This is a genomic window from Micromonospora sp. NPDC047756, from assembly GCF_055587245.1.
In genome coordinates this window covers 414,650-435,646 of record NZ_JBVJGQ010000007.1, presented here as the reverse complement: position 1 = coordinate 435,646, position 20,997 = coordinate 414,650, and the positions used below count along the sequence as shown (strand labels likewise).

The 20,997-nt window shown below is 73.9% G+C and carries 21 protein-coding genes and 1 pseudogene; 16 read left to right on the top strand and 6 right to left on the bottom strand.

Annotated elements, in window-relative coordinates; genetic code table 11:
* The 5 genes and pseudogenes from ACZ6NZ_RS25200 to ACZ6NZ_RS25180 form a co-directional block, all read left to right on the top strand.
* Positions 1 to 686: pseudogene (locus tag ACZ6NZ_RS25200) on the top strand (hypothetical protein); the annotation flags it as partial.
* Complete coding sequence (locus ACZ6NZ_RS25195) at positions 683 to 2,449, top strand: ABC transporter permease (RefSeq protein WP_465860485.1); 1,767 nt, start codon at positions 683 to 685, stop codon at positions 2,447 to 2,449. The pseudogene ACZ6NZ_RS25200 and the gene ACZ6NZ_RS25195, both read left to right, overlap by 4 nt.
* Entirely contained in the window at positions 2,446 to 4,830 is a 2,385-nt protein-coding gene (locus ACZ6NZ_RS25190) for a hypothetical protein (RefSeq protein WP_465860483.1), read from the top strand. Before ACZ6NZ_RS25195 ends, ACZ6NZ_RS25190 begins: the two co-directional genes overlap by 4 nt.
* A 46-nt stretch (positions 4,831 to 4,876) precedes the next feature.
* Positions 4,877 to 5,494 carry an ABC transporter ATP-binding protein gene (locus ACZ6NZ_RS25185; RefSeq protein WP_465860481.1) on the top strand — a complete coding sequence of 206 codons (618 nt, stop codon included), beginning with the start codon at positions 4,877 to 4,879 and terminating at the stop codon, positions 5,492 to 5,494.
* Positions 5,491 to 6,912, top strand: coding sequence for a DUF6297 family protein (locus ACZ6NZ_RS25180; protein WP_465860480.1), 1,422 nt, complete (start codon positions 5,491 to 5,493; stop codon positions 6,910 to 6,912). The genes ACZ6NZ_RS25185 and ACZ6NZ_RS25180 overlap by 4 nt, the downstream gene beginning before the upstream one ends.
* 24 nt (positions 6,913 to 6,936) lie before the next feature.
* Here ACZ6NZ_RS25180 and pdxR read toward each other — a convergent pair whose 3' ends face one another.
* Complete coding sequence (pdxR, locus tag ACZ6NZ_RS25175; protein WP_465860479.1) at positions 6,937 to 8,409, bottom strand: MocR-like pyridoxine biosynthesis transcription factor PdxR; 1,473 nt, start codon at positions 8,407 to 8,409, stop codon at positions 6,937 to 6,939.
* Positions 8,410 to 8,471: 62 nt separating this feature from the next.
* On the opposite strand from pdxR, the gene ACZ6NZ_RS25170 reads away from it, so the two are divergent.
* Together ACZ6NZ_RS25170 and ACZ6NZ_RS25165 are read left to right on the top strand one after the other, a co-directional pair.
* A complete protein-coding gene (locus ACZ6NZ_RS25170) occupies positions 8,472 to 9,083 on the top strand; it encodes a LysE family translocator (RefSeq protein WP_366611017.1) in 612 nt (203 codons plus the stop codon).
* Positions 9,084 to 9,090: 7 nt separating this feature from the next.
* Positions 9,091 to 9,831 carry a B3/B4 domain-containing protein gene (locus ACZ6NZ_RS25165; protein WP_465860477.1) on the top strand — a complete coding sequence of 247 codons (741 nt, stop codon included), beginning with the start codon at positions 9,091 to 9,093 and terminating at the stop codon, positions 9,829 to 9,831.
* Here the strand turns inward: ACZ6NZ_RS25165 and ACZ6NZ_RS25160 are convergent.
* Both ACZ6NZ_RS25160 and ACZ6NZ_RS25155 read right to left on the bottom strand, forming a co-directional pair.
* On the bottom strand, positions 9,804 to 10,406 hold the full coding sequence (locus ACZ6NZ_RS25160; RefSeq protein WP_366611013.1) for an MBL fold metallo-hydrolase: 603 nt from the start codon (positions 10,404 to 10,406) through the stop codon (positions 9,804 to 9,806). The two genes, ACZ6NZ_RS25165 and ACZ6NZ_RS25160, sit on opposite strands and share 28 nt — an antisense overlap.
* 45 nt (positions 10,407 to 10,451) lie before the next feature.
* On the bottom strand, positions 10,452 to 11,060 hold the full coding sequence (locus tag ACZ6NZ_RS25155; RefSeq protein ID WP_465860475.1) for a hypothetical protein: 609 nt from the start codon (positions 11,058 to 11,060) through the stop codon (positions 10,452 to 10,454).
* A 43-nt stretch (positions 11,061 to 11,103) separates the two neighbouring features.
* Between ACZ6NZ_RS25155 and ACZ6NZ_RS25150 the strand changes: the two genes are divergently transcribed.
* From ACZ6NZ_RS25150 to ACZ6NZ_RS25140, 3 genes are all read left to right on the top strand, one after another.
* A complete protein-coding gene (locus tag ACZ6NZ_RS25150) occupies positions 11,104 to 12,231 on the top strand; it encodes a DUF5919 domain-containing protein (protein ID WP_366611009.1) in 1,128 nt (375 codons plus the stop codon).
* Positions 12,232 to 12,304: 73 nt separating this feature from the next.
* Complete coding sequence (locus ACZ6NZ_RS25145; RefSeq protein WP_465860474.1) at positions 12,305 to 13,192, top strand: pentapeptide repeat-containing protein; 888 nt, start codon at positions 12,305 to 12,307, stop codon at positions 13,190 to 13,192.
* Between the two features lie 203 nt (positions 13,193 to 13,395).
* Entirely contained in the window at positions 13,396 to 13,632 is a 237-nt protein-coding gene (locus ACZ6NZ_RS25140; protein ID WP_393245113.1) for a preprotein translocase YidC, read from the top strand.
* A gap of 7 nt (positions 13,633 to 13,639) precedes the next feature.
* Here ACZ6NZ_RS25140 and rnhA read toward each other — a convergent pair whose 3' ends face one another.
* From rnhA to ACZ6NZ_RS25125, 3 genes are all read right to left on the bottom strand, one after another.
* Positions 13,640 to 14,113: a ribonuclease HI gene (gene rnhA, locus ACZ6NZ_RS25135; RefSeq protein ID WP_091406604.1), complete on the bottom strand. Its 474-nt coding sequence runs from the start codon at positions 14,111 to 14,113 to the stop codon at positions 13,640 to 13,642.
* A 70-nt stretch (positions 14,114 to 14,183) separates the two neighbouring features.
* Positions 14,184 to 15,404: a lycopene cyclase family protein gene (locus tag ACZ6NZ_RS25130; protein ID WP_465860473.1), complete on the bottom strand. Its 1,221-nt coding sequence runs from the start codon at positions 15,402 to 15,404 to the stop codon at positions 14,184 to 14,186.
* Positions 15,405 to 15,459: 55 nt separating this feature from the next.
* A complete protein-coding gene (locus ACZ6NZ_RS25125; protein ID WP_465860472.1) occupies positions 15,460 to 16,728 on the bottom strand; it encodes an MFS transporter in 1,269 nt (422 codons plus the stop codon).
* Positions 16,729 to 16,871: 143 nt separating this feature from the next.
* On the opposite strand from ACZ6NZ_RS25125, the gene ACZ6NZ_RS25120 reads away from it, so the two are divergent.
* The 6 genes from ACZ6NZ_RS25120 (at position 16,872) to ACZ6NZ_RS25095 (ending at position 20,984) form a co-directional block, all read left to right on the top strand.
* Positions 16,872 to 17,699, top strand: a complete 828-nt coding sequence (locus ACZ6NZ_RS25120) for an ArsR/SmtB family transcription factor (protein WP_465860471.1) — start codon at positions 16,872 to 16,874, stop codon at positions 17,697 to 17,699.
* 302 nt (positions 17,700 to 18,001) lie between these two features.
* Positions 18,002 to 18,487, top strand: coding sequence for a hypothetical protein (locus ACZ6NZ_RS25115; protein ID WP_091406610.1), 486 nt, complete (start codon positions 18,002 to 18,004; stop codon positions 18,485 to 18,487).
* Positions 18,488 to 18,573: 86 nt separating this feature from the next.
* The gene (locus ACZ6NZ_RS25110) at positions 18,574 to 19,185 is read left to right on the top strand and encodes a class F sortase (protein WP_465860470.1); all 612 of its coding nucleotides are present in this window, start codon (positions 18,574 to 18,576) and stop codon (positions 19,183 to 19,185) included.
* Between the two features lie 84 nt (positions 19,186 to 19,269).
* The gene (locus ACZ6NZ_RS25105; protein WP_465860499.1) at positions 19,270 to 20,037 is read left to right on the top strand and encodes an SGNH/GDSL hydrolase family protein; all 768 of its coding nucleotides are present in this window, start codon (positions 19,270 to 19,272) and stop codon (positions 20,035 to 20,037) included.
* An 88-nt stretch (positions 20,038 to 20,125) separates the two neighbouring features.
* Complete coding sequence (locus ACZ6NZ_RS25100) at positions 20,126 to 20,542, top strand: YchJ family protein (RefSeq protein ID WP_465860469.1); 417 nt, start codon at positions 20,126 to 20,128, stop codon at positions 20,540 to 20,542.
* Positions 20,543 to 20,597: 55 nt separating this feature from the next.
* The gene (locus ACZ6NZ_RS25095; RefSeq protein WP_366610996.1) at positions 20,598 to 20,984 is read left to right on the top strand and encodes a VOC family protein; all 387 of its coding nucleotides are present in this window, start codon (positions 20,598 to 20,600) and stop codon (positions 20,982 to 20,984) included.
* The last annotated feature ends 13 nt before the right edge of the window (positions 20,985 to 20,997 follow it).

Here is a 20,997-nt window from a genome sequence, read left to right as displayed (position 1 = left end):
TGGCACCCGGGAGCTACTACGCCCTCGCCCAACAGGGCGCCGACTGGCAGGACAAGCCGGTACGCGACGCCCTGGACCGCCTCGCCGGGCTGTGGCGCATCAGCGGCGCGTTCGTCGGCGGCGGCCGGCGTGCCCTGCTCACCCAGTACGAGGAGTCGGTGATCCAGGTGGTGCACACGAAGCGGGCGGTGATGCTCCTCGGAGCCGACTTCACCGCCGATGTCGTTCGTCCGTTCCGACGCGGCCCGGAGGCGCCTGTCACGTTCCGGTTCCCGGGCGCCCAGCCGGGCGGGGGTCCTCTGATCGTCGGTGGGGACGCGGCCGTGGCGTTCGCCGGCGCCGAGGCCGGAGTCGCGTTGGTCGAATGGTTGGCCAGGGCCGACTCGTTCCAGCCGTGGCTCCGCGAAGGCGGTTACCTGTCGCCCAACACCAACGTCTCGATCACCAGCTACAGCGACGGCGTCGGCAGGCAACTCGCCACGGAGATGCGGGCCCCGGGCACCCTGCGTTTCGACCTCTCCGACCAACTGCGCGGGGCGTTCACCGGCTCGGACGGGGTCGGCATCTGGCGGATCATGCAGGGCTTCTTCGCCGACGTCACCGACGGGGTCCGCGCCGGCGAGGCGATCCGCCGAACCACCGGCCTGCTCGCCGCCGCGGCCCGCAGCGCGGGGGGCGGCCGATGAGCCAGGTGCGGGTCCTCGGCGAGCTGGCGGTCCTCGACGACGTCGGTCCGGCCCGGCGCGGTCGGGCCTATCCGGCGGCGGGGGCCACGTCGGCCCTGCTGCTGCCGGCCGCGGTGCTGCTCGGCGGGCTGGTGCTGTGGCCGGTGCTGCGGACCATGCACGCCAGCGTCACCACCGACGGTCGCTGGGTCGGCGCGGCACACTTCCGGACCGCGCTCGCCGCGCCGGGCACCGGCGCGGTGGTCGGTCGGACGGTCCTGTGGGCGCTGCTGGTGCCGGCGGTGGTGACGGCACTGGGCTATCTGCTGGCCGCCGCGTCCCGCCGCTCCCAGGAGGGCGGCCTGGTCCGGTTGATCCTCCTGGTGCCGGTGGCGTTGCCGTTCGTCGTCACCGGGGTCACCTTCCGGCTGATGTACGACCCGGACCCGAGCCGAGGGCTGGCCACCCTGGTCGCGACCCGACTGGCCGGCCGCTCGGTCGAGGATGCCCCACAGTTGCTCGGGCCGGGGATGGTCACCGTCGCGTTGATGTCGGCGTTCGTCTGGGCCTGGGTCGGGTTGGCGGTGCTGGTCTTCCGCTCCGCACTCGACGCGGTGCCGCCGAGCCTCGCCGACGCGGTCCGCGCCTACGGCGGTACGCGTCGTCACGTGCTGTGGGACGCGCAGTGGCGGCCACTGCTGCTGCGGACGACGGCTGTGGTCTTCGCGTTGGTGGCGGTGGGCACCAGCCGCACGTTCGACCTCATCCTCGTGATGACCCCCGGTTCGGTCCGCGACGAGGCCTCGGTGCTGGCGCTACGGATCTGGCAGACGTCCGGGGGCACCACCACCGGCGACGGCGCCGCGCTCGGCGTGGTGTGGCTGCTGGCGGTGATCGGCGGGATCATGGTGGCCGCGCTCTTCGTCCGGCAGGCCTGGCCCCCGCCGCGCGTCGAGGCGGCACCGGAACCCGCCCCGGTCGCCCCGCCCCGACGGGTGTTCCGGCTGCTCGCGGCGGGTGCCGCGATCGCCTGGCTGGTGCCGCTGGTGGTGCTGGTCGCCACGTCGGCCCACGGCCAGGTGGACGCCGCCGCGCGCGGTTGGTGGTCGGCGCCGCCGAATGGCGAGTCCTACCGCGACTTGGTCACCGGCACCGAGCTGTGGCGCACGCTGGGCTTCACCCTGCTGCTGGCCACCGCGGTGACCGCCACGGTGCTGGTGGTGGCGCTGCTGGCGGCGTACCCGTTGGCCTGGTTGACCGGGCCGGCCGCGCAGGCGACCGGGCTGCTGCTGCTGGCGGCGAGCGTGGTGCCGATCCAGGTCATCGCCGGGCCGGTCAACGAGGTGCTGGGCCTGGTGCTCTCCTCCGGCACGGCCCAGGGCCTGGCCCTGGTGCACATCGCGCTGGGTGTGCCGTTCGCGGTGCTGGTGCTGCGCAACGCGTTCGCGGACCTGCCGGTGGAGCAGGTCCGCGACGCCCGGTTGGGCGGGCGTCGGTGGTGGCACACCCTGCGCCGGTTGGCCCGGCACAACCTGTCGGCGGTGGTGGCGGTGTCCGTGCTGGAGTTCGTCCAGGTCTGGAACGACCTGGTGGTGGGACGGCTGTTCAGCGCGTCGGGGTCCTCGCCGCTCGGGCCGTTCCTGGCCGAGCAGACCCGCAGTTTCGTGAGCAACAGTGGCGCGCTGGCCGCCAGCTCGGTGCTCGCCTCGGTGCTGCCGGTGGTGCTGGTGGTCCTCTCCCGGCGGCACCTGGTCGCCGGGCTCGTCTCCGGGGGCGTCCGGTGACCCGGCCGGGTGGTCCGCGCGGTGGCTCACGCTGGCCGGCGCTGATCGCGATCGGCGGCGTGGTCGGCAGCGTCCTCGCCAATGTGGCCAGCAACCTGGCCGGCAACGTCCTCTCCGAGCTGGCGGCCAACGTGCTCGGGCCGGTGACCATCGTCCTGGCCTCCGGCGGCGTCGTCGGTTACGTGGCGTACGAGGTGCGCCGCCGCCGGACCGGCCGGGAGGTCGACCCCGAGCCGACGGAGGTGCTCACCACCCCGGCCGCCGGGGCTTTCAACCTGCCCTACACGGCCGAGTTCACCGGTCGTGAGGAGCACGTCGACGCCCTGGTCGGTCTGCTCACCCGGGAGCACGCGGTGGCGGTTCTGGGGCGGCGTGCGGTGGGCACCTCCGCGTGCGCGGTGCAGGCCGCGAACGAGTGCCGGGAGGATTTCCCCGACGGTCAGTACTACCTGGACCTGCGGCGGCGCGGCCGACCCCGCTCGGCCCGGCAGGTGCTCACCGCGCTGGCCCGGATCCTGGGCACCGTCCCGCCGACCTCCGGCCGGCCGGACGCGCTCGCCGCCGCCGCCGACGCGCTGCGCGGTCAGCTCGACGGCCGCAAGATCGTGCTGGTGCTGGACAACGTCGACCGCCCCGACCAGGTGCGGCCCCTGTTGCCGCCCACCGCGCGCACCTGCCGCCTGCTGCTCGCCGGTGGTCCGGCGCTGGTCGGTCTGGAGGGGGTGGTCGCGCACTGGATCGCCGAACCGGGCACGTCCGAGGCGGTGGAGCTGTTCGCGACGGCGGGCGGTGCCGCGCCCGCCGCCCGGGTCCGTCGCGCCGACCCGCGCACCGATCCGGCGGTACGCGAGATCGTCGACCTGTGCGGGCGGCAACCGCGTACCGTCCGGGCGCTCGGTTACCGCACCGCTCAGCACGGCTGGCGGCACTCCGACGTGCTGGACGCGCTGCGCCGCGCGGTGCAGACGCCACCGCACCAGCGGCTCGCCGTCTCACCGGCGGCCCGCCTGGTCACCGAACGGGACGTCGCCTACCGGGTGTTGCCCCGCCAGGCCCGGCGGTTGTACCGGCTGATGTCGCTGGTCCCCGCCCCGGTGGACCGGCCCACCATCGCCGCGCTGGCCGGACGGCACCCCGAGCTGGTGACCGCGCTGCTCGACCGCCTGGCCGCGGCGGCATTCGTGGCAGGCGCGCCCGGCGACCGGTACGAGATCCGCCCCCTGTTGGCCGGCAGCGCCCGACTGCACCTGCGCGACGCGGATCCGGTCCGGGCCCGGGTCGCCGCGCAGGCCCGGCTGACCCGGCACCTGGCCCGGCGGGCCGAACGGCACGCGGCCAACCTCGCGGTGCTCGGCTCGCCACCCGACCGGGAGTGGTCGCTGCCACTGGACGACGACCCGTACGGCTGGTTCGACCTGCACCAGGAGCTGCTGCTGGCGGTGGTGCGGGTGCCGGCCGGCGCGAAGGAGACCCTGCCCCGGCGGGTGCGCCGGTGGTGGTTCCGGTTGGCAGTGGCGCTGTGCGGGTGGCTGGCGTACGCCGAGCGGCTCGACGAGTGGGAGCAGGTCTGCCGCACCGTGCTGGCCACCCCGACCGCGGACGACCGTCCGGAGATCGCCGGGTGGGCGCACAACGAGTTGGGGGTGCTGCGTCGACGTCGGCACGACCCGCAGGGGGCGGCGGCGGCGCTCACCCTCGCCGTCAACGAGCGGGGGCGGCGGGGCAACGCCCAGGCGCGGATGAACCTCGGGCTGGCCCTGCTCGACCTGGGGCAGCTCGACGACGCGGTGGAGCACCTGGAGATGTCGCGCCGACACCGCTCCGGCGCCGACCGGGCCGGGCACGCCCTCACCGAGCTGGGCCTGGGCGCGGCCCAACTCGCCCGGGGCGAACCGGACACCGCGCACCACCACCTGGTGCGGGCGGCCAACACGTTCCGGTCGGTGGGTGACGCGCGCGGGTACGCGGCGGCACTGACGAACCTGGTGCTGGTGCACGCGGCGCTCGGCGAACACCTGGACGCCGCCCAGGCGTGGCGGGCCGCGCTGCGCGAGTACGAATCGGTCAACGACCCGACCAGCCGGGCGACGGCGCTGCTCAACGCCGGGGCGACGCTGCTGAGCAGCACCCCGGGGCAGGCGCGTACGGCGTACGAGCTGCTGGCCGAGAGCCGCCGGCTGCGCGAGGAGACCCGGCCGACGGCCGGGCTGGCGCGGACCCTGCTCTACCTGGGTGACGCCTGCTCGGCGCTGGGCGACCAGGCCGACGCGCGGCGGCACTGGGCGGACGCGGCGGCCGTGGCGGAGGAGGTCGCCGACGCCCCGGGGCTGGCCGCCGCCGACGCCCGACTGGACAACGATGCCGACACCCGAGTGACGTAGGTCGCTCGGGTTGGTCGGTGGCGTGGCTCTGCGAGACTCTGTGATCGTGGACGCGCTCACGGTACGGGGACTCAGTCGCACCTTCGGCAAGCTGGTCGTGCTCGACGAGGTGAGCTTCACGCTCCCGGCGGGCCGGATCGCGGTGGTGCTGGGCCCGAACGGCAGCGGCAAGACGACTCTGCTGCGGTGTGTCGTCGGCGCCGACCGGCCGGACGCGGGTGAGGTGCTGGTGCAGGGCCGCCGGGCCGACGAGACCGATCCTCAGGTGCGAGCGCTGGTGGCCGCCGCCCTGGACGACATCGACTTCTTCCCCGACCTGTCGGTGGTCGAGCACCTGGAGCTGGTCGCGTACGCCCACGGGGGTGACGCCGAGCCGGTCGAGGAGGTCCTCGCCGAGCTGGGTCTGGAGGCGGCCCGCGACCAGCTGCCGGTGACGCTGTCCAGCGGACAACGCCGCCGTTTGGCGCTGGCGTCCTGTTTCGTCCGGCCCCGCCGGGTGCTGATCCTGGACGAGCCCGAGCAGCGGCTGGATGTCCGCGGGCGGCAGTGGCTCGCCGACCGACTCCTGCGGGAACGGGCGGCCGGCACTGCCGTGCTGTTGGCCTCGCACGACCCGGAGCTGATCGACGCGGTGGTCGACGAGCGCATCGAGATCGGCAAGTGACCGCCGCGCCGGCCACGATCGCCGAGACGCCGACCGGGGTGCCGACCGCCCGCCAGGTGCGGGCGCACCTGCGCAAGGCCCGCAGCCGGCACCACGACCACTCGCTCAGCGACGTGCTCGGCGACGCGTACGTCATCGTGCTGTTCACCGGCATGTACGGCTGGTTCGCGATCAGCGCCAGCCGCGACCTGCTGGACTCCCCCACGGTGGGTCAGGCCGAGCCGGGCGTGCGGTGGTGGCTGGCGGTCGCCGCGCTGCTGGCGGGCGCGGGGCTGGCCTGGCGTGGTCTGCGCGCACTCGGCCCGCTGCTGGTGACCCCGGCGACGCAGAGCTGGGCGACCAGCGCGCCGATCGACCGGCGGGCCTGGTTGGCGCCGCGTTTCGTCCTGTTGCTGCTGGGCTCGGCGGTCGGCACCGCCGCGCTCGCAGTGGCAGTGGCGGCGCTCGGTGGGGTCAGCGAACCGTCCGCCCTGGGCTGGGCGGCGGCGGCCGGCGCGGGGTGGGGCGCGGCCGCGCTGGCGCTCAGTGTCGTCGCCCAGGGCCGTCGGTCGGGGCGGCGCTGGCCGACGGTGGTCGGGGCGGCGCCGATGGTGGGGGCAGCTGTGGTCACCGCCCTGGTGGTGCTCGTCAGCAACCTCGGCGACGGGCTGCCCCGGCCGGCGGCGACGCCGACCATCGCGTTGTTCGCCCTCGCCGTGCCGCTCACCGGCCTGGGCACCGTCCTCGCGGTACGCGCGCTGCCCCTCATCGACCGGGCCACCCTGACCACCGGCGCGCAGTTCGCCAACGCCGCCGCCACGGCCACCATCCTGCTGGACCCGAGCCTGCTCGCCGGCCTGGTGGAGAGCCGCCGCTGGCGTCGGGTCGGCAAGGTGCGCAGCCGCCGGTTCCGGTCCGGCCCCGGCTGGTGGGCGCTACTCCAGGCCGACGTGCGGCGGTTGGGCCGACACCCGAGCGCGGTGCTGGTCTGGGCGGCGCTGATCGGGGTGCAGTACGCTGCCGCCCTCGCCCTGCCCGGGTTGGCCGGGGCCGCGCAGGTGGTGTTCGCCTACCTCGCCGCGAACCGGCTGACCGGCGGTCTGCGCTCGGTCAGCCGCTCCCCCGGTCTACGCCGGGCGCTCGGTGGCAGCGACAACCTGCTGCGCGGGATCCACGTGGTGGTGCCGGCCGTCGGCGCGGGCGTGTGGTGGTTGTCGACCCTGCCGACCGTCGAGCCGGGGCCGGCCTGGCTGGCGCCGACGCTGGCGCTGGGGGTGGTGGCCGCCGCGTTCCGGGCCGGCACCCGCCCGCCGATCACCTACGGCGGCGCGACGGTCAACACGCCGTTCGGGATGGTCCCGGTCGACCTGATTCGGCAGGGGTCTCGGGGGCTGGCGCTGCTCGCCGTGCTCGTCCTCGTCCAACTGTTCCTGGGCTGATCCGAGCGCCCCGCCGACGGTGGGTCAGCACTGCCCGAGGGCGGCGGCGACGGCGGCGACGCCGTCCTCGATCTCGGTGGGCGTACGGGCCGCGTAGCCGAGCACGAGGCCGGGCCGGTACGGCCGCTGGCAGTGCCAGGAAAGCGGTTGCACCTTCACCCCGCGGGCCAGCGTCGCCGCCGCCAACTCGGTGTCGACGACGCTGTCGTCCAGCGTGATCATCAGGTGCAGCCCGGCGGCGGCGCCGTGCACGGTCGCCGACGGCAGCGCGCGGGCCAGCGCGGCGATCATGGCGTCCCGCCGGCGGATGTGTCGCCGGCGCAGCAGCCGCAGGTGCCGCTCGAAGGCACCGGAGGTCATCAACTCGGCCAGCACCAGTTGCGGTAGCACGGCGTTGCCGAGGTCGGCGTTGCGCTTGGCGGCCACCACGGCGTCGCGCAGCCGCGCCGGTACGAGCAGCCAGCCGACCCGCAGGGCGGGGGCGAGCAGTTTGGACACGCTGCCGGCGTAGCAGACCTGCTCGGGCAGCAGGCCCCGCAGCGCCGGCACCGGAGGACGGTCGTAGCGGTGCTCGGCGTCGTAGTCGTCCTCGATGATCATTCCGCCGGCCCGCGCCCAGGCGACGAGGTGGCGGCGGCGGTCACCGTCGAGCACCACGCCGGTCGGGAACTGGTGCGCGGGGGTGAGCATCACCGCGGGTACGCCGCTGGCGGTCAACTCGTCGACCCGCAGCCCGGCGTCGTCGACGCTGATCGGCGGGGTGTCCATCCGCCAGTTGTTCAGGTGCTGGCGCACCCCGAGCGAACCCGGGTCCTCGACGGCGATCCTGGCGACGCCGGCGGTGGGGAGTGCCTGGGCGAGCAGTCCGAGCGCCTGGGAGACGCCGGCCACGATGATCACCTCGGCGGGGTCGACGCTGATGCCGCGGTTGCGGGCCAGCCAGGCGGCGACGGCCTGTCGCAGCACGGGCGTTCCACAGGGGTCTCCGTAGCCGAGGTCGGCCGCGGCGAGGCGGCGCAGCACGCTCCGTTCGGCACGCAGCCAGTCCGCGCGGGGAAAGGCGGCCAGATCGGGTACGCCGGGCGTCAGGTCGATGGTCGCGTGCGCCGCGCGTAACGCCTCGAAGATGTCGGCGCCCGGTGCCGGCGGAAAGGTCGTGACCGGTGCCGGCACGGCGGCCGCCGCGGGTGTGGGCGCGACCGGCGCGGCGACGACGACCGTGCCGGCCCGGCCCCGGCCGGCGATGTGCCCCTCCTCGGTCAGGCGCTGGTACGCCTCGGTGACCACGCCCCGGGAGACACCGAGGTCGGCGGCGAGCACCCGGGTCGGAGGCAGCCGGTCACCGACCGGCACCCGCCCCTCGGCGATGGCCTGCCGCAGCCGGTCGGTCAGCCAGTCGGCGCGCCCGCCCGGCGTCGCATCGGTGATGGTCAGGTGCAGGAAGTCGGAACCGGCCGATATGGACCTCTCGAACGCACTCGCTTTGGCTCTGCCCACCGGACCATTGTGGCAGCAGAGTGGGGAGGAGCCAGACCTGCCGACTCCGCCGGAGGACGACCGTGACGATCCCGTTCCTGATCACCACGCTGATCGTGGTGGTCACCCCCGGCACCGGGGTGATCTTCACGCTCTCCGCCGGCCTGTCGCGGGGTGCGCGGGCCGGGGTGCTGGCCGCGTTCGCCTGCACGCTGGGAACGTTGCCGCATCTGCTGGCCGCGATGACCGGGCTGGCCGCGCTGATGCAGACCAGCGCCGTGGCGTTCGAGACCGTCCGCTACCTCGGCGTCGGCTACCTGCTCTACCTGGCCTGGTCCATGGCGCGCGACCGCGACGCCTTCGCGGTGACCACCGACGCCCCACCCCGCTCGGCGATCCGGGTGATCGTCTCCGGGGTGCTGGTCAACCTGCTCAACCCGAAGCCGACGATGTTCTTCGTCGCGTTCCTGCCGCAGTTCGTGGACACCACGGCACCCGGCTCGACCCGGGCGATGCTCGGCTGCGGCGCGGTGTTCATGCTGCTCACCATGGTGGTGTTCAGCGGCTACGGCGTCTTCGCGGCCCGGGTACGCGACCGGGTGCTGACCCGCCCCCGGGTCACCGACTGGCTGCGCCGGTCCGCCGCCGGCACCTTCGTCGCGCTCGGCGTGACCCTCGCCCTCTCCGAACGTTAGGAGCACAGTGCAGTTCGAACATTCTCCTCGGCTTCGCGACGCGTACCCCGACCTGGTCGCCGGTGTGATGCAGGTCGCCGGGATCACCGCCACCGCTGACGTGACGGCACGCGCGGCCACTCATCTCGCCGAGGCGCGGCGGCGGTTGGCCGATGGGGCCGAGAGCGGGTTCCCGGAAATCCAGGCGTGGCGGCGGGCGTACGCGGCGATGGGGTTGCGGCCCACCCAGTACCGGTGCGCCTCCGAGGCGCTGCTGCGTCGGCTGCGCCTCGACGGCGAACTGCCCCGGGTGCACCCGCTCGTCGACCTCTGCAACGCCGTCTCGGCCGCGTACGCCATCCCGGTCGCGGCGCTCGACCTGGAACGGGTCGACGGCGACCTGGTGGTCCGGCCGGCGCACGGGAACGAGGCGTACCTGAGTTTCGCGGGCGACACCGAGCATCCCGAGCCGGGCGAGGTGACCTTCGTCGACTCCGCCGGGCGGGCCCACGCCCGACGGTGGACGAACCGGCAGAGCGGCTGGTCGGCCGTGCGGGCGGGCACCTCGTCGGTGCTGATCGTCGCCGAGGCGCTGCACCCGGGTGGCGAGCCGGCCGTGACCCGGCTGGTCGCCGACCTCGTCACAGAGCTGACCGAGGTGTGGTCCGCCCCGACGACCGCTGCGGTGCTCACCGCCGCCGCGCCGCGTTTCCGCACCGCGGCGGCGGATGACGACCGGGGTCAGGCGGTGTCGCCCGGCAGCAGGTGACGGTAGCCGGGGATCGTCTCGGCGAACCAACCCGCCACACTGGCCAGACCGCGGTCGTTGAGCTGCGCGTCGTGGATCGGGTACGCCGCCGCCGCGCCCACGGCCGCGGCGAAGCGGATCGCCTCGTCGAGGCGCAGCCAGGACCCCTGGGCCGGGACGAGCAGGGTGCGCACCGGCTCGTCCGGCACGTGCAGCGCGTCGCCGGGGTGGTAGAGCCCGTCGCCGATCAGGTACCCGAGGTTGGGGCAGTCCGGCTGCCCCCCGTAGATGGCGGCGTGCCGGCCACCGTGGGCGCTGACCTCGATGCCGGCCGCGGTGAAGCGTTGCCCGGCACGGACCCGGGTCACCGGTAGCGGCGCGACGTCCGGCAGCTGAGCACCCTCCGGGGCGTACACGGGGACGCCCCGGAGGGCCAGGCGCGCCACGTCCACGTGGTCGGTGTGTTCGTGGGTGACCAGCACCGCGTCCGCGCCGACCAGAGCGTGCGGCTCACTCCACGTCCCCGGGTCGACGACAAGCACCCCGCCGTCGTGCTCGACGCGTACGCACGAGTGGGTGAACCGGGTGATCCGCACCAGCCGACCGTACGACGCGTCGGGCTGAGTGGCACCGGCGGGCCGTCAACGCATCCGTGCGGCCGACACCCGGACGATGTACGCGAACTGCACACCGAACGCCACCACCGCGACCAGCACCCCGACCAGGACCGTCCAGACGCCCCCGGCACCGACGGTAGTCGTCACCAGTGCGATGCCGAGCCCGCTCAGCACGGCGTTGACCGCTCCCACGAGCGCGGCCGTGGTCAGCAGGAACTCCCACCGCCCGGGACGCGTGCCGACCAGGTTCCAGGCCGTGCTCATGGCATCGTCGGCCCCCACCGCGTCGGCGAAGAAGGCGTGCTCGCCCGCGAGCTGATGGTGGTAGTAGGCCCGGATGCGCTGGATCCTCAGCAGGTCCAACGAGTTCTCCACGGTGGTCTCCACCAGGCGCAGGAACGTCAGCACCCCGATGATGACCAGGGTCGGCAGCACCGCGGCCAGGTACGGCCGGACCAGCCTGTCGTTGCTGGCGACGAAGCCGAGACCGATCAGCGCCGCCGACAGGACGGACAGGAAGATGGTGGCGCGACCGGTGGCCTCGGCGATGGTGCCCGCGCGGGACGTCTGCAACGCGTAGTGCTCGGTGGTCAGGACGGTGAGAAGCGCCTGCTCGCGTTCACTCTCGTCCATCCCGCCACCCTCCGTTGTCGCACGACTCCGTTACCGTCACCCTATGAGCGGTGGATCGGGGCCGAGCGGCGAAATGCTCGGGTGGGCTGGTCGGGGCGGGCGGCAACGACGCGCCTTCGTCGTCGGTGGGGCACTCTTCGCGATCGCCGTCGTCATGCTGCTGGCCGCCTGGCGCAGCACCGGCTTCCTCAGCGACCTGCTGCTCAACCTCGGCGCCAGCGTGGTCCTCGCGGCCATCTCGTACGTCATCTTCGACCCGTTGTTCGAGGAGGCCCGCAGGGCGCGGGTGCAGGAGCACCTCAGCTTCGACCAGCAGGCGTTCGTGACCCGGCTGCACCGCTGCGGGCGTCGGGTGCGCATCCTCGACACCTGGACGATCCTGCTGGAGCAACGGCACCGGGAGGACACGCTGAGCGCGGTGCGAGCGGCGCTCGCCAACGGCGCCCAGGTGCAGTTGCTCCTGCTCGACCCCGACTGCACCGCAGCCCAGCAACGCTCCGAGGAGTTGGAACGGCAACGGGTGGACGTGCCCCGGCAGATCCGCACCAACCTGCGCCACCTGGCCGCGTTCGCCGACGCGCTCGACTCGCGGCTACGCCACCGCCTTCAGGTCCGGCTCTACGACGCGTCCCCGTCGATCCAGCTCTACCAGTGGGACGGGCGGGCGCTGATCTCGTTCTTTCCGATCGGCAAGTTGTCGTTCAACGTGCCGCAGCTCGAGGTGGACATGGACAGCCCGTGGGGCGGGTTCGTGCACGCCCGGTTCGAGGAGCTGTGGGAGCACGAGCAGGCCACCCTCGACCTGGAGCGGTACTGGTCGGTCACGGTCACGCTGCGCCACGACGAGTCGGACGTGGTCGAGGTACGCGTGCCGTTCGTGACGGTGGACGGCCAGCACTACGTCGACTGCCGGGGGTTCCGGGTGACCGGGCCGCTGACGGTGCGAGCCGTGCTGCCGCCCCGAGCGCCCGGGGCGGCACCCGGCGTGTTCGCCCTGGCCGAGCCCGCCGACGGGGACCGCACCCCGATCGCCGCCGTGAAACGGCACTTCGACCAGAAGTACGGGCACGACGACGGCGAGCGGGACATCCGCCGGTTGGTGCCACCGCCGGGCGACGCCCGTACCCCGGCGCCCCGTCCCGCGACGGCCGGTGACACGCACGCACGGTGACCCCCGACCGACCCGTGGGTTCGGCACCGGAAACAATGGTGTTCCACCCCTGATCGTCAGGAGGACCGTCGGCGTGTCGCATCGCACCGCACCGCCGTCCGGGGCGGCGCAGCTGCGCGCCGACTGCGGACGCTGCTTCGGGCTGTGCTGCGTGGTGCCCGCCTTCGCCGCGTCGGCGGACTTCGCCATCGACAAGCCGGCCGGCTCACCCTGCCCCAACCTGCGCCCCGACCACCGCTGCGGCATCCACACCGAGCTGCGGCAGCGTGGCTTTCCCGGCTGCACGGTGTTCGACTGCTTCGGCGCCGGGCAGCAGGTCGCCCAGGTGACCTTCTCCGGACGGGACTGGCGGGACGCGCCAGAGACGTTGCCGGCCATGGCGGAGGCGTTCGCGGTGCTGCGTCCGCTGCACGAACTGCTCTGGTACCTCACCGAGGCGGTGGCGCTGCGCCCGCCGGCCGACCTGCGCGCCGAACTGGAGCGCGCCCGCGCCGAGACGCTGACGCTCACCGAGGGTGACCCGGCGCAGCTTCGCGCGGTGGACGTCACCGGCCACCGGACGCGGGTCAACCCGCTGCTGTCCCGGGCCGGCGACGTGGCCCGCGCCCCCGGCGGCGCCGACCGGCGGGGGGCGCACCTGCTCGGGGTGGACCTGCGCCGCGTCGACCTGCGCCGGGCCAACCTGCGCGGGGCGCTGCTCATCGGCGCCGACCTGCGCGGAGTGGACCTCAGCCTGGCCGACGTCACCGGCGCGGACCTGCGCGGCGCCGACCTGCGGGGCGCGGACCTGCGGCGCACGCTCTTCCTGCACCAGAGCCAACTGGACGCCGCCCGGGGCGACACCCACACGGGGCTGCCGCCGACGCTCACCCGGCCGGCGCACTGGACGGCCCTGCCGCTCACCCCGGTCCGTCAGCCCGCCCGGTCCCCCGCACCCGCCCGCCGGCGCCGTCGTCGCTGAACGCGAAGTTTCGGCAGGAGCCGGCGTCGTCGAGCGCGAGGTTTCGGCAGGAGCCGGCGTCGTCGAGCGCTAGGTTCGGCCGGAGCCGGCGTCGTCGAGCGCGAGGTTTCGGCCGGGGCCGGCGCGGCGGACCGCGAGGTTTCGGCCGGGACGACGCCGGGTAGCCAGCGCCGACGCGAACCGGCATCGACGGGGGGCACGGCGTGGGCTACCGAAAGCGCGACGGTGAGCTGCCGGGCGACCCGCAGCACAGTGAGGACGAAGCCGGCCAGGTGCCACTGGTACAGGTCGAGGCGGACACCGAGATCCCCGCACCGGCGGACACCGACGTCCGGCCGGACATCGTGACCGAGCCCGACAACTCGGGCGTCGCCGGTGGTTCATCCGGCAGCAGCGGCGGCGGTTCCAGCATGCCGGGGCACCCCGACGCGACTCGCTGACCCGGGATCAGCGGCTGGTCAGCGCGCCTCGGGCCTCGGTCATGCCCTTGTTGGCCAGCCCGTCGGCCCGCTCGTTCTCCGGGTGGCCGTTGTGCCCCTTGACCCACAGCCAGGTGACCTCGTGCCGTTCGCAGGCCGCCTCCAGCCGCTGCCACAGGTCGGCGTTCTTCACCGGCTGCTTCGCGGCGGTCCGCCAACCGTTGCGCTTCCACGACGCCAGCCAACTGGTGATGCCGTTGCGCACGTACGTGCTGTCGGTGTGCAGCTCCACGGTGACCGGCCGGTTCAGGCTCTCCAACGCCTGAATGGCCGCCATCAGCTCCATCCGGTTGTTGGTGGTGGGCGTGGCCTCACCGCCACACAGCTCCCGCTCGTGATCGCCGTAGCGCAGCAGGGCACCCCAACCACCCGGACCGGGGTTGCCACTGCACGCCCCGTCGGTCCAGATCTGCACGCCCCTGCCGGCCGCCGCGTCCACCATGCCCGGCAACCTACCGGGAGCGGACGTCGTCCTCCCCGCTCGGGGGGCCGGCGCGCCGAGCCGTCGGCGTCTAACCCACCACCGCGGGTGGGATGGCCGGCGCCGGCCGGGTGGGGCGCAGCCGGTCGCGGACGCGTTCCGCGGCGTCGCCGGCGGTCGCGGCGATCATCGGCAACAGCCGGGTCGAATTCATGATCGCGACCTCCTCGGCCGGGGTCGTGCCGCCGTCGAGGAAGCGCAGCACCCGCTCGGCCGGGTTGCGGTCGAAGAGCCGATCGAAGAACTCAGGACCGCCCACCCCGCCCCGGTCCAGCGCGCGCAGCGCCACCGCGTCCATCCAGCGGTGCCGGCGCGGGTACGCCGGCGCGGGCACCGGCGCGCGGCCCGCCGCGAGGGCGCGGGCCACCTGGTCGGCCTGGCGGTACATGGCGGAGAAGGTGAAGCCGGTGGAGGGACGGGTCGCGCCACCGGCCGTGCCGAGCCGGACCACGCGGGGGGTGGGCCGGGCCGGGAACGGCGCGTCGGTCATCGGGATCACCCCGTTCTCCACCTCGCGAACCCGCAGCCCGGTCGGGTCCAGTCCGAGCAGATCCCGGTAGCCGGCCAGCGCCGCGTCGTACCCGGCGTCGGTGAGCAGGTCCGGGGAGAACTCGGTGTACTCGACCAGGGCGTAGCGGTCGCTCACCGGCAGCACGTACCCGAAGGAGACGCCCCGGGGCGGCTGCGGGGTACGGAAGTCCATCAGCACCGCACGGGTCGGATCGAACACCGGCCGGTCAGCCTCCAGCCACCACCCCCGGAAGTGCTGCAACCAGGTGGTCCGCCCCGCTCGCGCCGGCGGGCGGGGGCGCGAGTCGAGCACCCAGCCGGCCCGGACGCAGCGCCCGTCACCGGTGCCCACCAGCACCCGGTCGCCGTCGTCACGCACCGTCTCGGCGGGCGCGACGATCCGGATGGCGTCGAGGCGACGCTCGGCATCGGCAGCCCGGTCGTAGACCGGGCCGGAGCGGAGCATGGCGTACCGCAGCGGGGTGAGGTCCAGGACGCGGCGTCGCGCCGCCGTCGCCACCTCGACCTGCGACCAGCTCGCGCTGAGCAGCGGGTCCAGGTCGCTGTCGGGGTGACCCCAGAACGCCCAGGTGCGGTCCTGACCGCGTCGGCGCACCGGGTCGACGATGGCGACCCGCAGGTCCCGAACGCCGTGGCGGTCCAGTGCGGCGAGCAGCAACGACGCGGCCCCGCCGCCACCGAGCAGCGCGAGGTCGACGTCGAGCGGCGCGGAGTCGGTCACCCGCACCACGCTGCCACACCGACGCGCGCCACCACCCGATGGGCCGACACGGCGCTCAGCCCACCGGCGCGGGCGACTCGACCGGGGGCGGGTCGGCATAGGCACGCGCGACCGCGGCGCGGTTGAAGACCCGCCAGGTGGCGACGGAGACGCCGATCGCCACCACCAACCCGACCCAGTACGGCGCGGTGATGCCGAATCGGGCGGCCAGCAGCCCACCCAGCAGCGCGCCCACGCAGTTGCCGCCCGCCGCCACGAAGAGGTTCGTGCTGGCCACCCGGCCCTGCAGGTTCGCCGGGGTGAGGCGTTGGCGCAGTGAGTTCGACACGATGTTCCACAGCCCGCCGTGCACGCCGAAAGCGAACAGCGCGAACCCGACCACGATGGTGTTGCGGGACGCGGCCAACGCCAGGTGCAGCCCCGCCTCGACGAGCAGGCCGATCCGGATCGTCCAGGTGGCGCTGATCCGGGCGATGATCCGGTCGCCGAGGAGCGCGCCGAGCACCCCACCGGTGGCCATGCAGGTGAAGAGCAGTCCGTAGCCGACGGATCCGAGACCCAGCCGCTCGCCGGCGAGCAGCACCAGCACCGCGAGCGCGGCGGTGAGGGTCACGTTGAGCAGACCGATCAGCAGGGCCATCGTGCGCAGCAGCCGCTGGTTGGCCAGCCAGCGCAGGCCTTCGACGATCTCGCCGCCCATCGAGCGGGTACGGCGTGCGTGCGTGCCGGCGACGGCGGCCCGGAAGTCCCCGCCGATCAGCGCCACCAGTACGGCGCTGAGGGCGTACGTGACGGCGTTGACCAGGAACGGGCTACCCGCCGAGAGCGCGAACAGGAAGCCGCCGAGCGGGCCGGCGAGCATGCTGTGCATGAGAGTGGCACCGCCGCTGAGCCATCCGTTGGCGCGCTCCAGGCGGTGCCGCGGCACCACGACCGGAACCATGGCCTGGCTCGCCGCGCGAAACACGATCTCACCGGTGTTGACCAGGAACAGCACCGCGAACAGCAGCGCCACGCCGCCCCGGCCGCTGAGGATGGCCGTGGCCAGGACGCCGAGCGCGACCACCCGGACCAGGTCGATGACGATCATCAGGCGGCGGCGGTCCATCCGGTCCACCAGCACCCCGCCGGGCAGGGCGAAGAGCAGCCACGGCAGCCACGCCACGGCGGACGCTCCGGCGACCACGAGCGGGTCATCGGTCCGGGAGGCGACGAAGAGCGGCGCGGCGACGGTGGCCAGGCCGCTGCCCAGGGCCGAGAGGGTGCTCGCCGCCCAGAGTTTGGCGAACACCGGTCCCAGGCCAGCTCCCACGTTCCGTGTCACGGCGAGCGAACCTACCAGCGTCTCCCCGGGCGGCACGGGATTTTCCCGCCGGCAGAAGCCCGCCCGCGGCCAGGTTGACAGGCAACCCGTCGGTTGCCTAACTTGACAGGCAACCGAGTGGTTGCCTGTGAAGGGGAGGGTCGATGGACGACGCGTTCCGGGCGCTGGCCGACCCCAGCAGGCGTCGACTGCTGGACCGGCTCAACGAGCGCAACGGCCAGACCCTGCGGGAGCTGTGCGACGGGCTGGCCGGCTCCCGGCAGGCCGTCAGCAAGCACCTGTCGGTGCTGGAGGCGGCCGATCTCGTCACGACCGTGCGGCGCGGCCGGGAGAAGTTGCACTACCTCAACGCCGCCCCGATCAACGCCATCGCCGACCGGTGGCTGAGCCGTTACGACCGCGAGCGCGCCGCCACGCTGGCCGACCTGACCACCGCATTGGAGCGACAAGCCATGGAGAGCCCGACCTTCGTCTACACCACCTATGTGACCACCACCGCGCGGCGACTGTGGTCCGCGCTCACCGAACCGGCGTTCACCCGTCGCTACTGGGGTGGAGTCGCGCTGGTCTCGGACTGGCAGGTCGGGTCACCCGTGCTGTGGCAGGACGCGCCGGACGTCGAGCCGCGTGACCTCGGCCAGCGGGTGCTCGTCGCCGAGCCGTACCGTCGCCTCTCCTACGGCTGGCACGGCTTCCAACCCGAGCACGCCGAGCACTTCGGCTGGTCCGACGACGAGTTGGCCGCGCGACTCGGTGAGCGCCGCTCGAAGGTGACCTTCGAGATCGAGCCGCACAGCGGGTCGACCGTCCGGCTGACCGTCATCCACGACGACTTCTCCCCCGACAGCGAGATGCACCGGGCGATCAGCGGCCAACTCGACGGCAGCGGGGGCTGGCCGGAGCTGCTGGCCAGCCTCAAGACCCTGCTGGAGACCGGCGAGCCGATGCCCGACCCGAGCCCGGCCGGCTGACCCGAGGGCGCACGGTCAGGCGGTGCATTTCCGCCGTCTGTGGCAATACCTCGCCATCGGCCCAGCGACGACAGCCCGACCGGATGGCATCGATCGGAGCACCGGTGCCGGTCGGGCCGTCCGGGCCTTTCGGCAGCTCTCCCCGCCTTCGGGTGGACACGTGACGGCAACGAGGATTTCTCATTTTCACCTGATCGAGGACCCAACCCACCTAGTGTTGGGCACACCGGTGCTAGTCACGGAGTTGGCCACCCGAACGACGTCCCACGCAGTCAGCGGACGAAAAGTGAGGGAAGACGCGTATGAAGGTCTCAACAGCACTCTGCTCGGCGGCGCTCGGCGTGGGCCTCGGCACGCTCCTGCTGCCAGGCGCCGCACTGGCCGACACCACGGTGTCACCGGCCACCACCCCGGTCGGTGGGACCGTCGTGCTCACCGCGACGACCTGCAACCCGAAGTCGGGTGACGCCCTCTTCCGGGTCACCGGCCCCAACCGCGACCAGAACGTCCGATCCACCACGGCCGCCGCCGGCGGCGGGCTGAGCGCCGAACTCTTCACCGCCGGATTCACCCTGGGCACGTACACGGTGGCGGCGACCTGCGGCGACGGCAGCTCGGCCGGCACCGCCACCTTCGCCGTCACCCCGATCGGTGGCGCGCCGGCCGGCTCCGGCGGCGACAACCGTGACACCGGCGCTCTCGCCGCCGGCGGCACGCTGCTCGGCACCGCCCTCGCCGGCGCGGTGATCCTGATCCGCCGGCGTCGTCCGGTGTCCACTGTCGCCTGATCGGCGGCCGTTCCATCCCTGAGACGGGTGCCCGCGCCGGTGACACCGGCGCGGGCACCCCGACGATCCGGTACGGAGGTGCACACGTGCGGTGGCGGCGGACCCTACCGGCAGTGGTGGCCCTGCTCGGCGTGACCGGGCTCGGGCTGATCACCGTCGGCCTCACCGCCGACCCGGCACGGCCACCACGACCGTCCGCCGACGCGCCGACCCGCACCAACCCCGCGCCGGATCTGGCTCCGCTCCCACCCGCCGCGCCGGTCCGGGTGCAGATCCCCGCCATCGACGTACGCGCCGACATCGTCCCCGTCGGCGCCGACGCCACCGGTGTGCTGGAGGTGCCGCCGCTGGACCGACCCACCCTCGCCGGCTGGTACCGGCACGGGGTCACCCCCGGCGAGACCGGCAACGCCGTCCTGGTCGGACACGTCGACGCGCCGTCCGGCCCGGCGGTCTTCTTCGACCTCGGTCGGCTCCGCGCCGGGCAGCAGGTGCAGGTCACCCGCGCCGACGCACGGGTCGCCACGTTCACGGTGGACGACGTGCGGGCGTACCCGAAGGAGCACTTCCCCACCGCCCTGGTCTACGGCCCGGCGGACGCCGCCGGGCTGCGCCTGATCACCTGCGGCGGCCGGTTCGACGCGGCGACCGGCAACTACGTCGACAACGTCGTCGTCTTCGCCACCCGCACCGCCTGAGCCAGGCCACCCGCTCCGCCGCTCCGGCTGGCTGTGAGGTCGGTGGTCCGCCCGAGCTGACCGAGGGCTAACCTCGCGCGGGTGATGTGGCAGCGGTACGTGGCGATCGGCGACAGCACCACCGAAGGGCTCGACGACCCGGACGGCGTCGGCGGCTACCGGGGCTGGGCCGACCGGTTCGCCCTGGCGGTGGCCCGCGCCCAGGGCGGTCTGGAATACGCGAACCTGGCCATCCGAGGCCGGACCACCGCGCTGATCCGCGCCGAGCAGCTCCAGCCCGCCCTCGACCTGGCCCCCGACCTGGCCACCGTGGTCGCCGGCATGAACGACGTGCTGCGCCCCTCCTTCGACGCGGACCAGGTCGCCGGGGATGTCGCGGCGATGCAGCAGGCACTGGTCGACCAGGGGGCCACAGTGCTGACCTTCACGATGCCGGATCCGGCGCCCGTGATGCCGTTGGCCCGGCCGCTGCGTGGTCGCATGCTGGCGCTCAACGAGGCACTGCGGGCAGCCACCGCACGGACCGGCGCCACCCTCCTCGATCTGGGGGCCCACCCGGTCTCCTCCGATCCCCGGCTGTGGAGCGACGACCGGCTGCACGCCAACAGCGCCGGGCACGAGCGCATCGCCACCGCACTGGCGTACACGGCGGGTCTGCCCGGGTTCGACGACTCCTGGACGCTGCCGTTGCCGCCGGCGCCTCGGCGGCAACGGGGCGAGGTGTTCGGCGCCGAGCTGGCCTGGACCCGCCGGCACCTGCTGCCCTGGCTGGCCCGGCACCTGCGGGGCCGCTCGTCGGGCGACGACCGGGTGGCCAAGCGGCCGGTGCCGCTGCCGGTGCCGCTGGACTAGGCCCTGCCAAACAGTCGTCGGTCGAGCCGGACGGCGGTTGGCCAGGGCTCTGACGCAGGCCCGGGAGCGGGTGCGGCAGGATGGCCACGTGGGTAAGGGTGCAGGACGTCGGCGGGCGAACGCGACAACGGGACGGGTGTGCCCGTGCGGTTCCGGCCGGGCGTACCAGGACTGCTGCGCGCCGGCGCACGGTGGCGACGCCCCGGCGACGGCCGAGGCGTTGATGCGCTCCCGGTTCAGCGCCTTCGCCCTCGGGGACTCGGGTTACCTGCTGCGCAGCTGGCACTCCTCGACCCGGCCCGCCTCCCTGGAGCTCGACCCGGGGCAGCGGTGGACCCGACTGGAGATCGTGCAGACCGAGCGGGGCGGACTGCTCGACACCGCCGGCACGGTGACCTTCCACGCCCACTACCGGGACGGTGGCCGGCCCGGCACGTTGACCGAACACAGCCGGTTCGTCCGTGAGGACGGCCGGTGGGTCTACCTTGACGGTGACCAACCCTGACGGGTGCGCGTCCGGACCGCCACCGCCCCGTTGCTCGAGACGGAGGAGACCACCGATGACCATGACATTCATCAACCTGCCGGTGCGCGACCTGACGACCGCGACCGAGTTCTACCGGGCGATCGGCTTCACCAGCGACCAGGCCGAGCCGGACGGCGACAGCACCGTGCTCACCATCTCCGACACCACCCGGCTGGTGCTGCACCTCCGCTCGGGCTTCGAGGCGTACACCGGGGTCGCGACGACGGACACGGAGACCAGCCGGGAGGTCATCGTCGGGCTGTCGGCGGCGAGCCGGGGGCAGGTCGACGAGCTGGTCGACCGGGCGGCCGTCGCCGGCGGGGAGTCGCTCGGGCCGGGGATGGCCAACGGGCCGATGTACATGCGTGGCTTCCGGGACCTCGACGGCCACCAGTGGTCGTTCCTGCACATGGCCGGTTGACCGTGCGGCCCGG

Excerpts from the sequence above, each read along its gene's own strand:
- rnhA (WP_091406604.1), bottom strand. The coding sequence starts at position 14,113 with ATGGTGGACGCGGCGGCCGGCAGGGGCGTGCAGATCTGGACCGACGGG.
- ACZ6NZ_RS25095 (WP_366610996.1), top strand. The coding sequence starts at position 20,598 with ATGACCATGACATTCATCAACCTGCCGGTGCGCGACCTGACGACCGCG.
- ACZ6NZ_RS25120 (WP_465860471.1), top strand. The coding sequence starts at position 16,872 with ATGGACGACGCGTTCCGGGCGCTGGCCGACCCCAGCAGGCGTCGACTG.
- ACZ6NZ_RS25155 (WP_465860475.1), bottom strand. The coding sequence starts at position 11,060 with ATGGACGAGAGTGAACGCGAGCAGGCGCTTCTCACCGTCCTGACCACC.
- ACZ6NZ_RS25150 (WP_366611009.1), top strand. The coding sequence starts at position 11,104 with ATGAGCGGTGGATCGGGGCCGAGCGGCGAAATGCTCGGGTGGGCTGGT.
- ACZ6NZ_RS25115 (WP_091406610.1), top strand. The coding sequence starts at position 18,002 with ATGAAGGTCTCAACAGCACTCTGCTCGGCGGCGCTCGGCGTGGGCCTC.
- ACZ6NZ_RS25105 (WP_465860499.1), top strand. The coding sequence starts at position 19,270 with ATGTGGCAGCGGTACGTGGCGATCGGCGACAGCACCACCGAAGGGCTC.
- ACZ6NZ_RS25195 (WP_465860485.1), top strand. The coding sequence starts at position 683 with ATGAGCCAGGTGCGGGTCCTCGGCGAGCTGGCGGTCCTCGACGACGTC.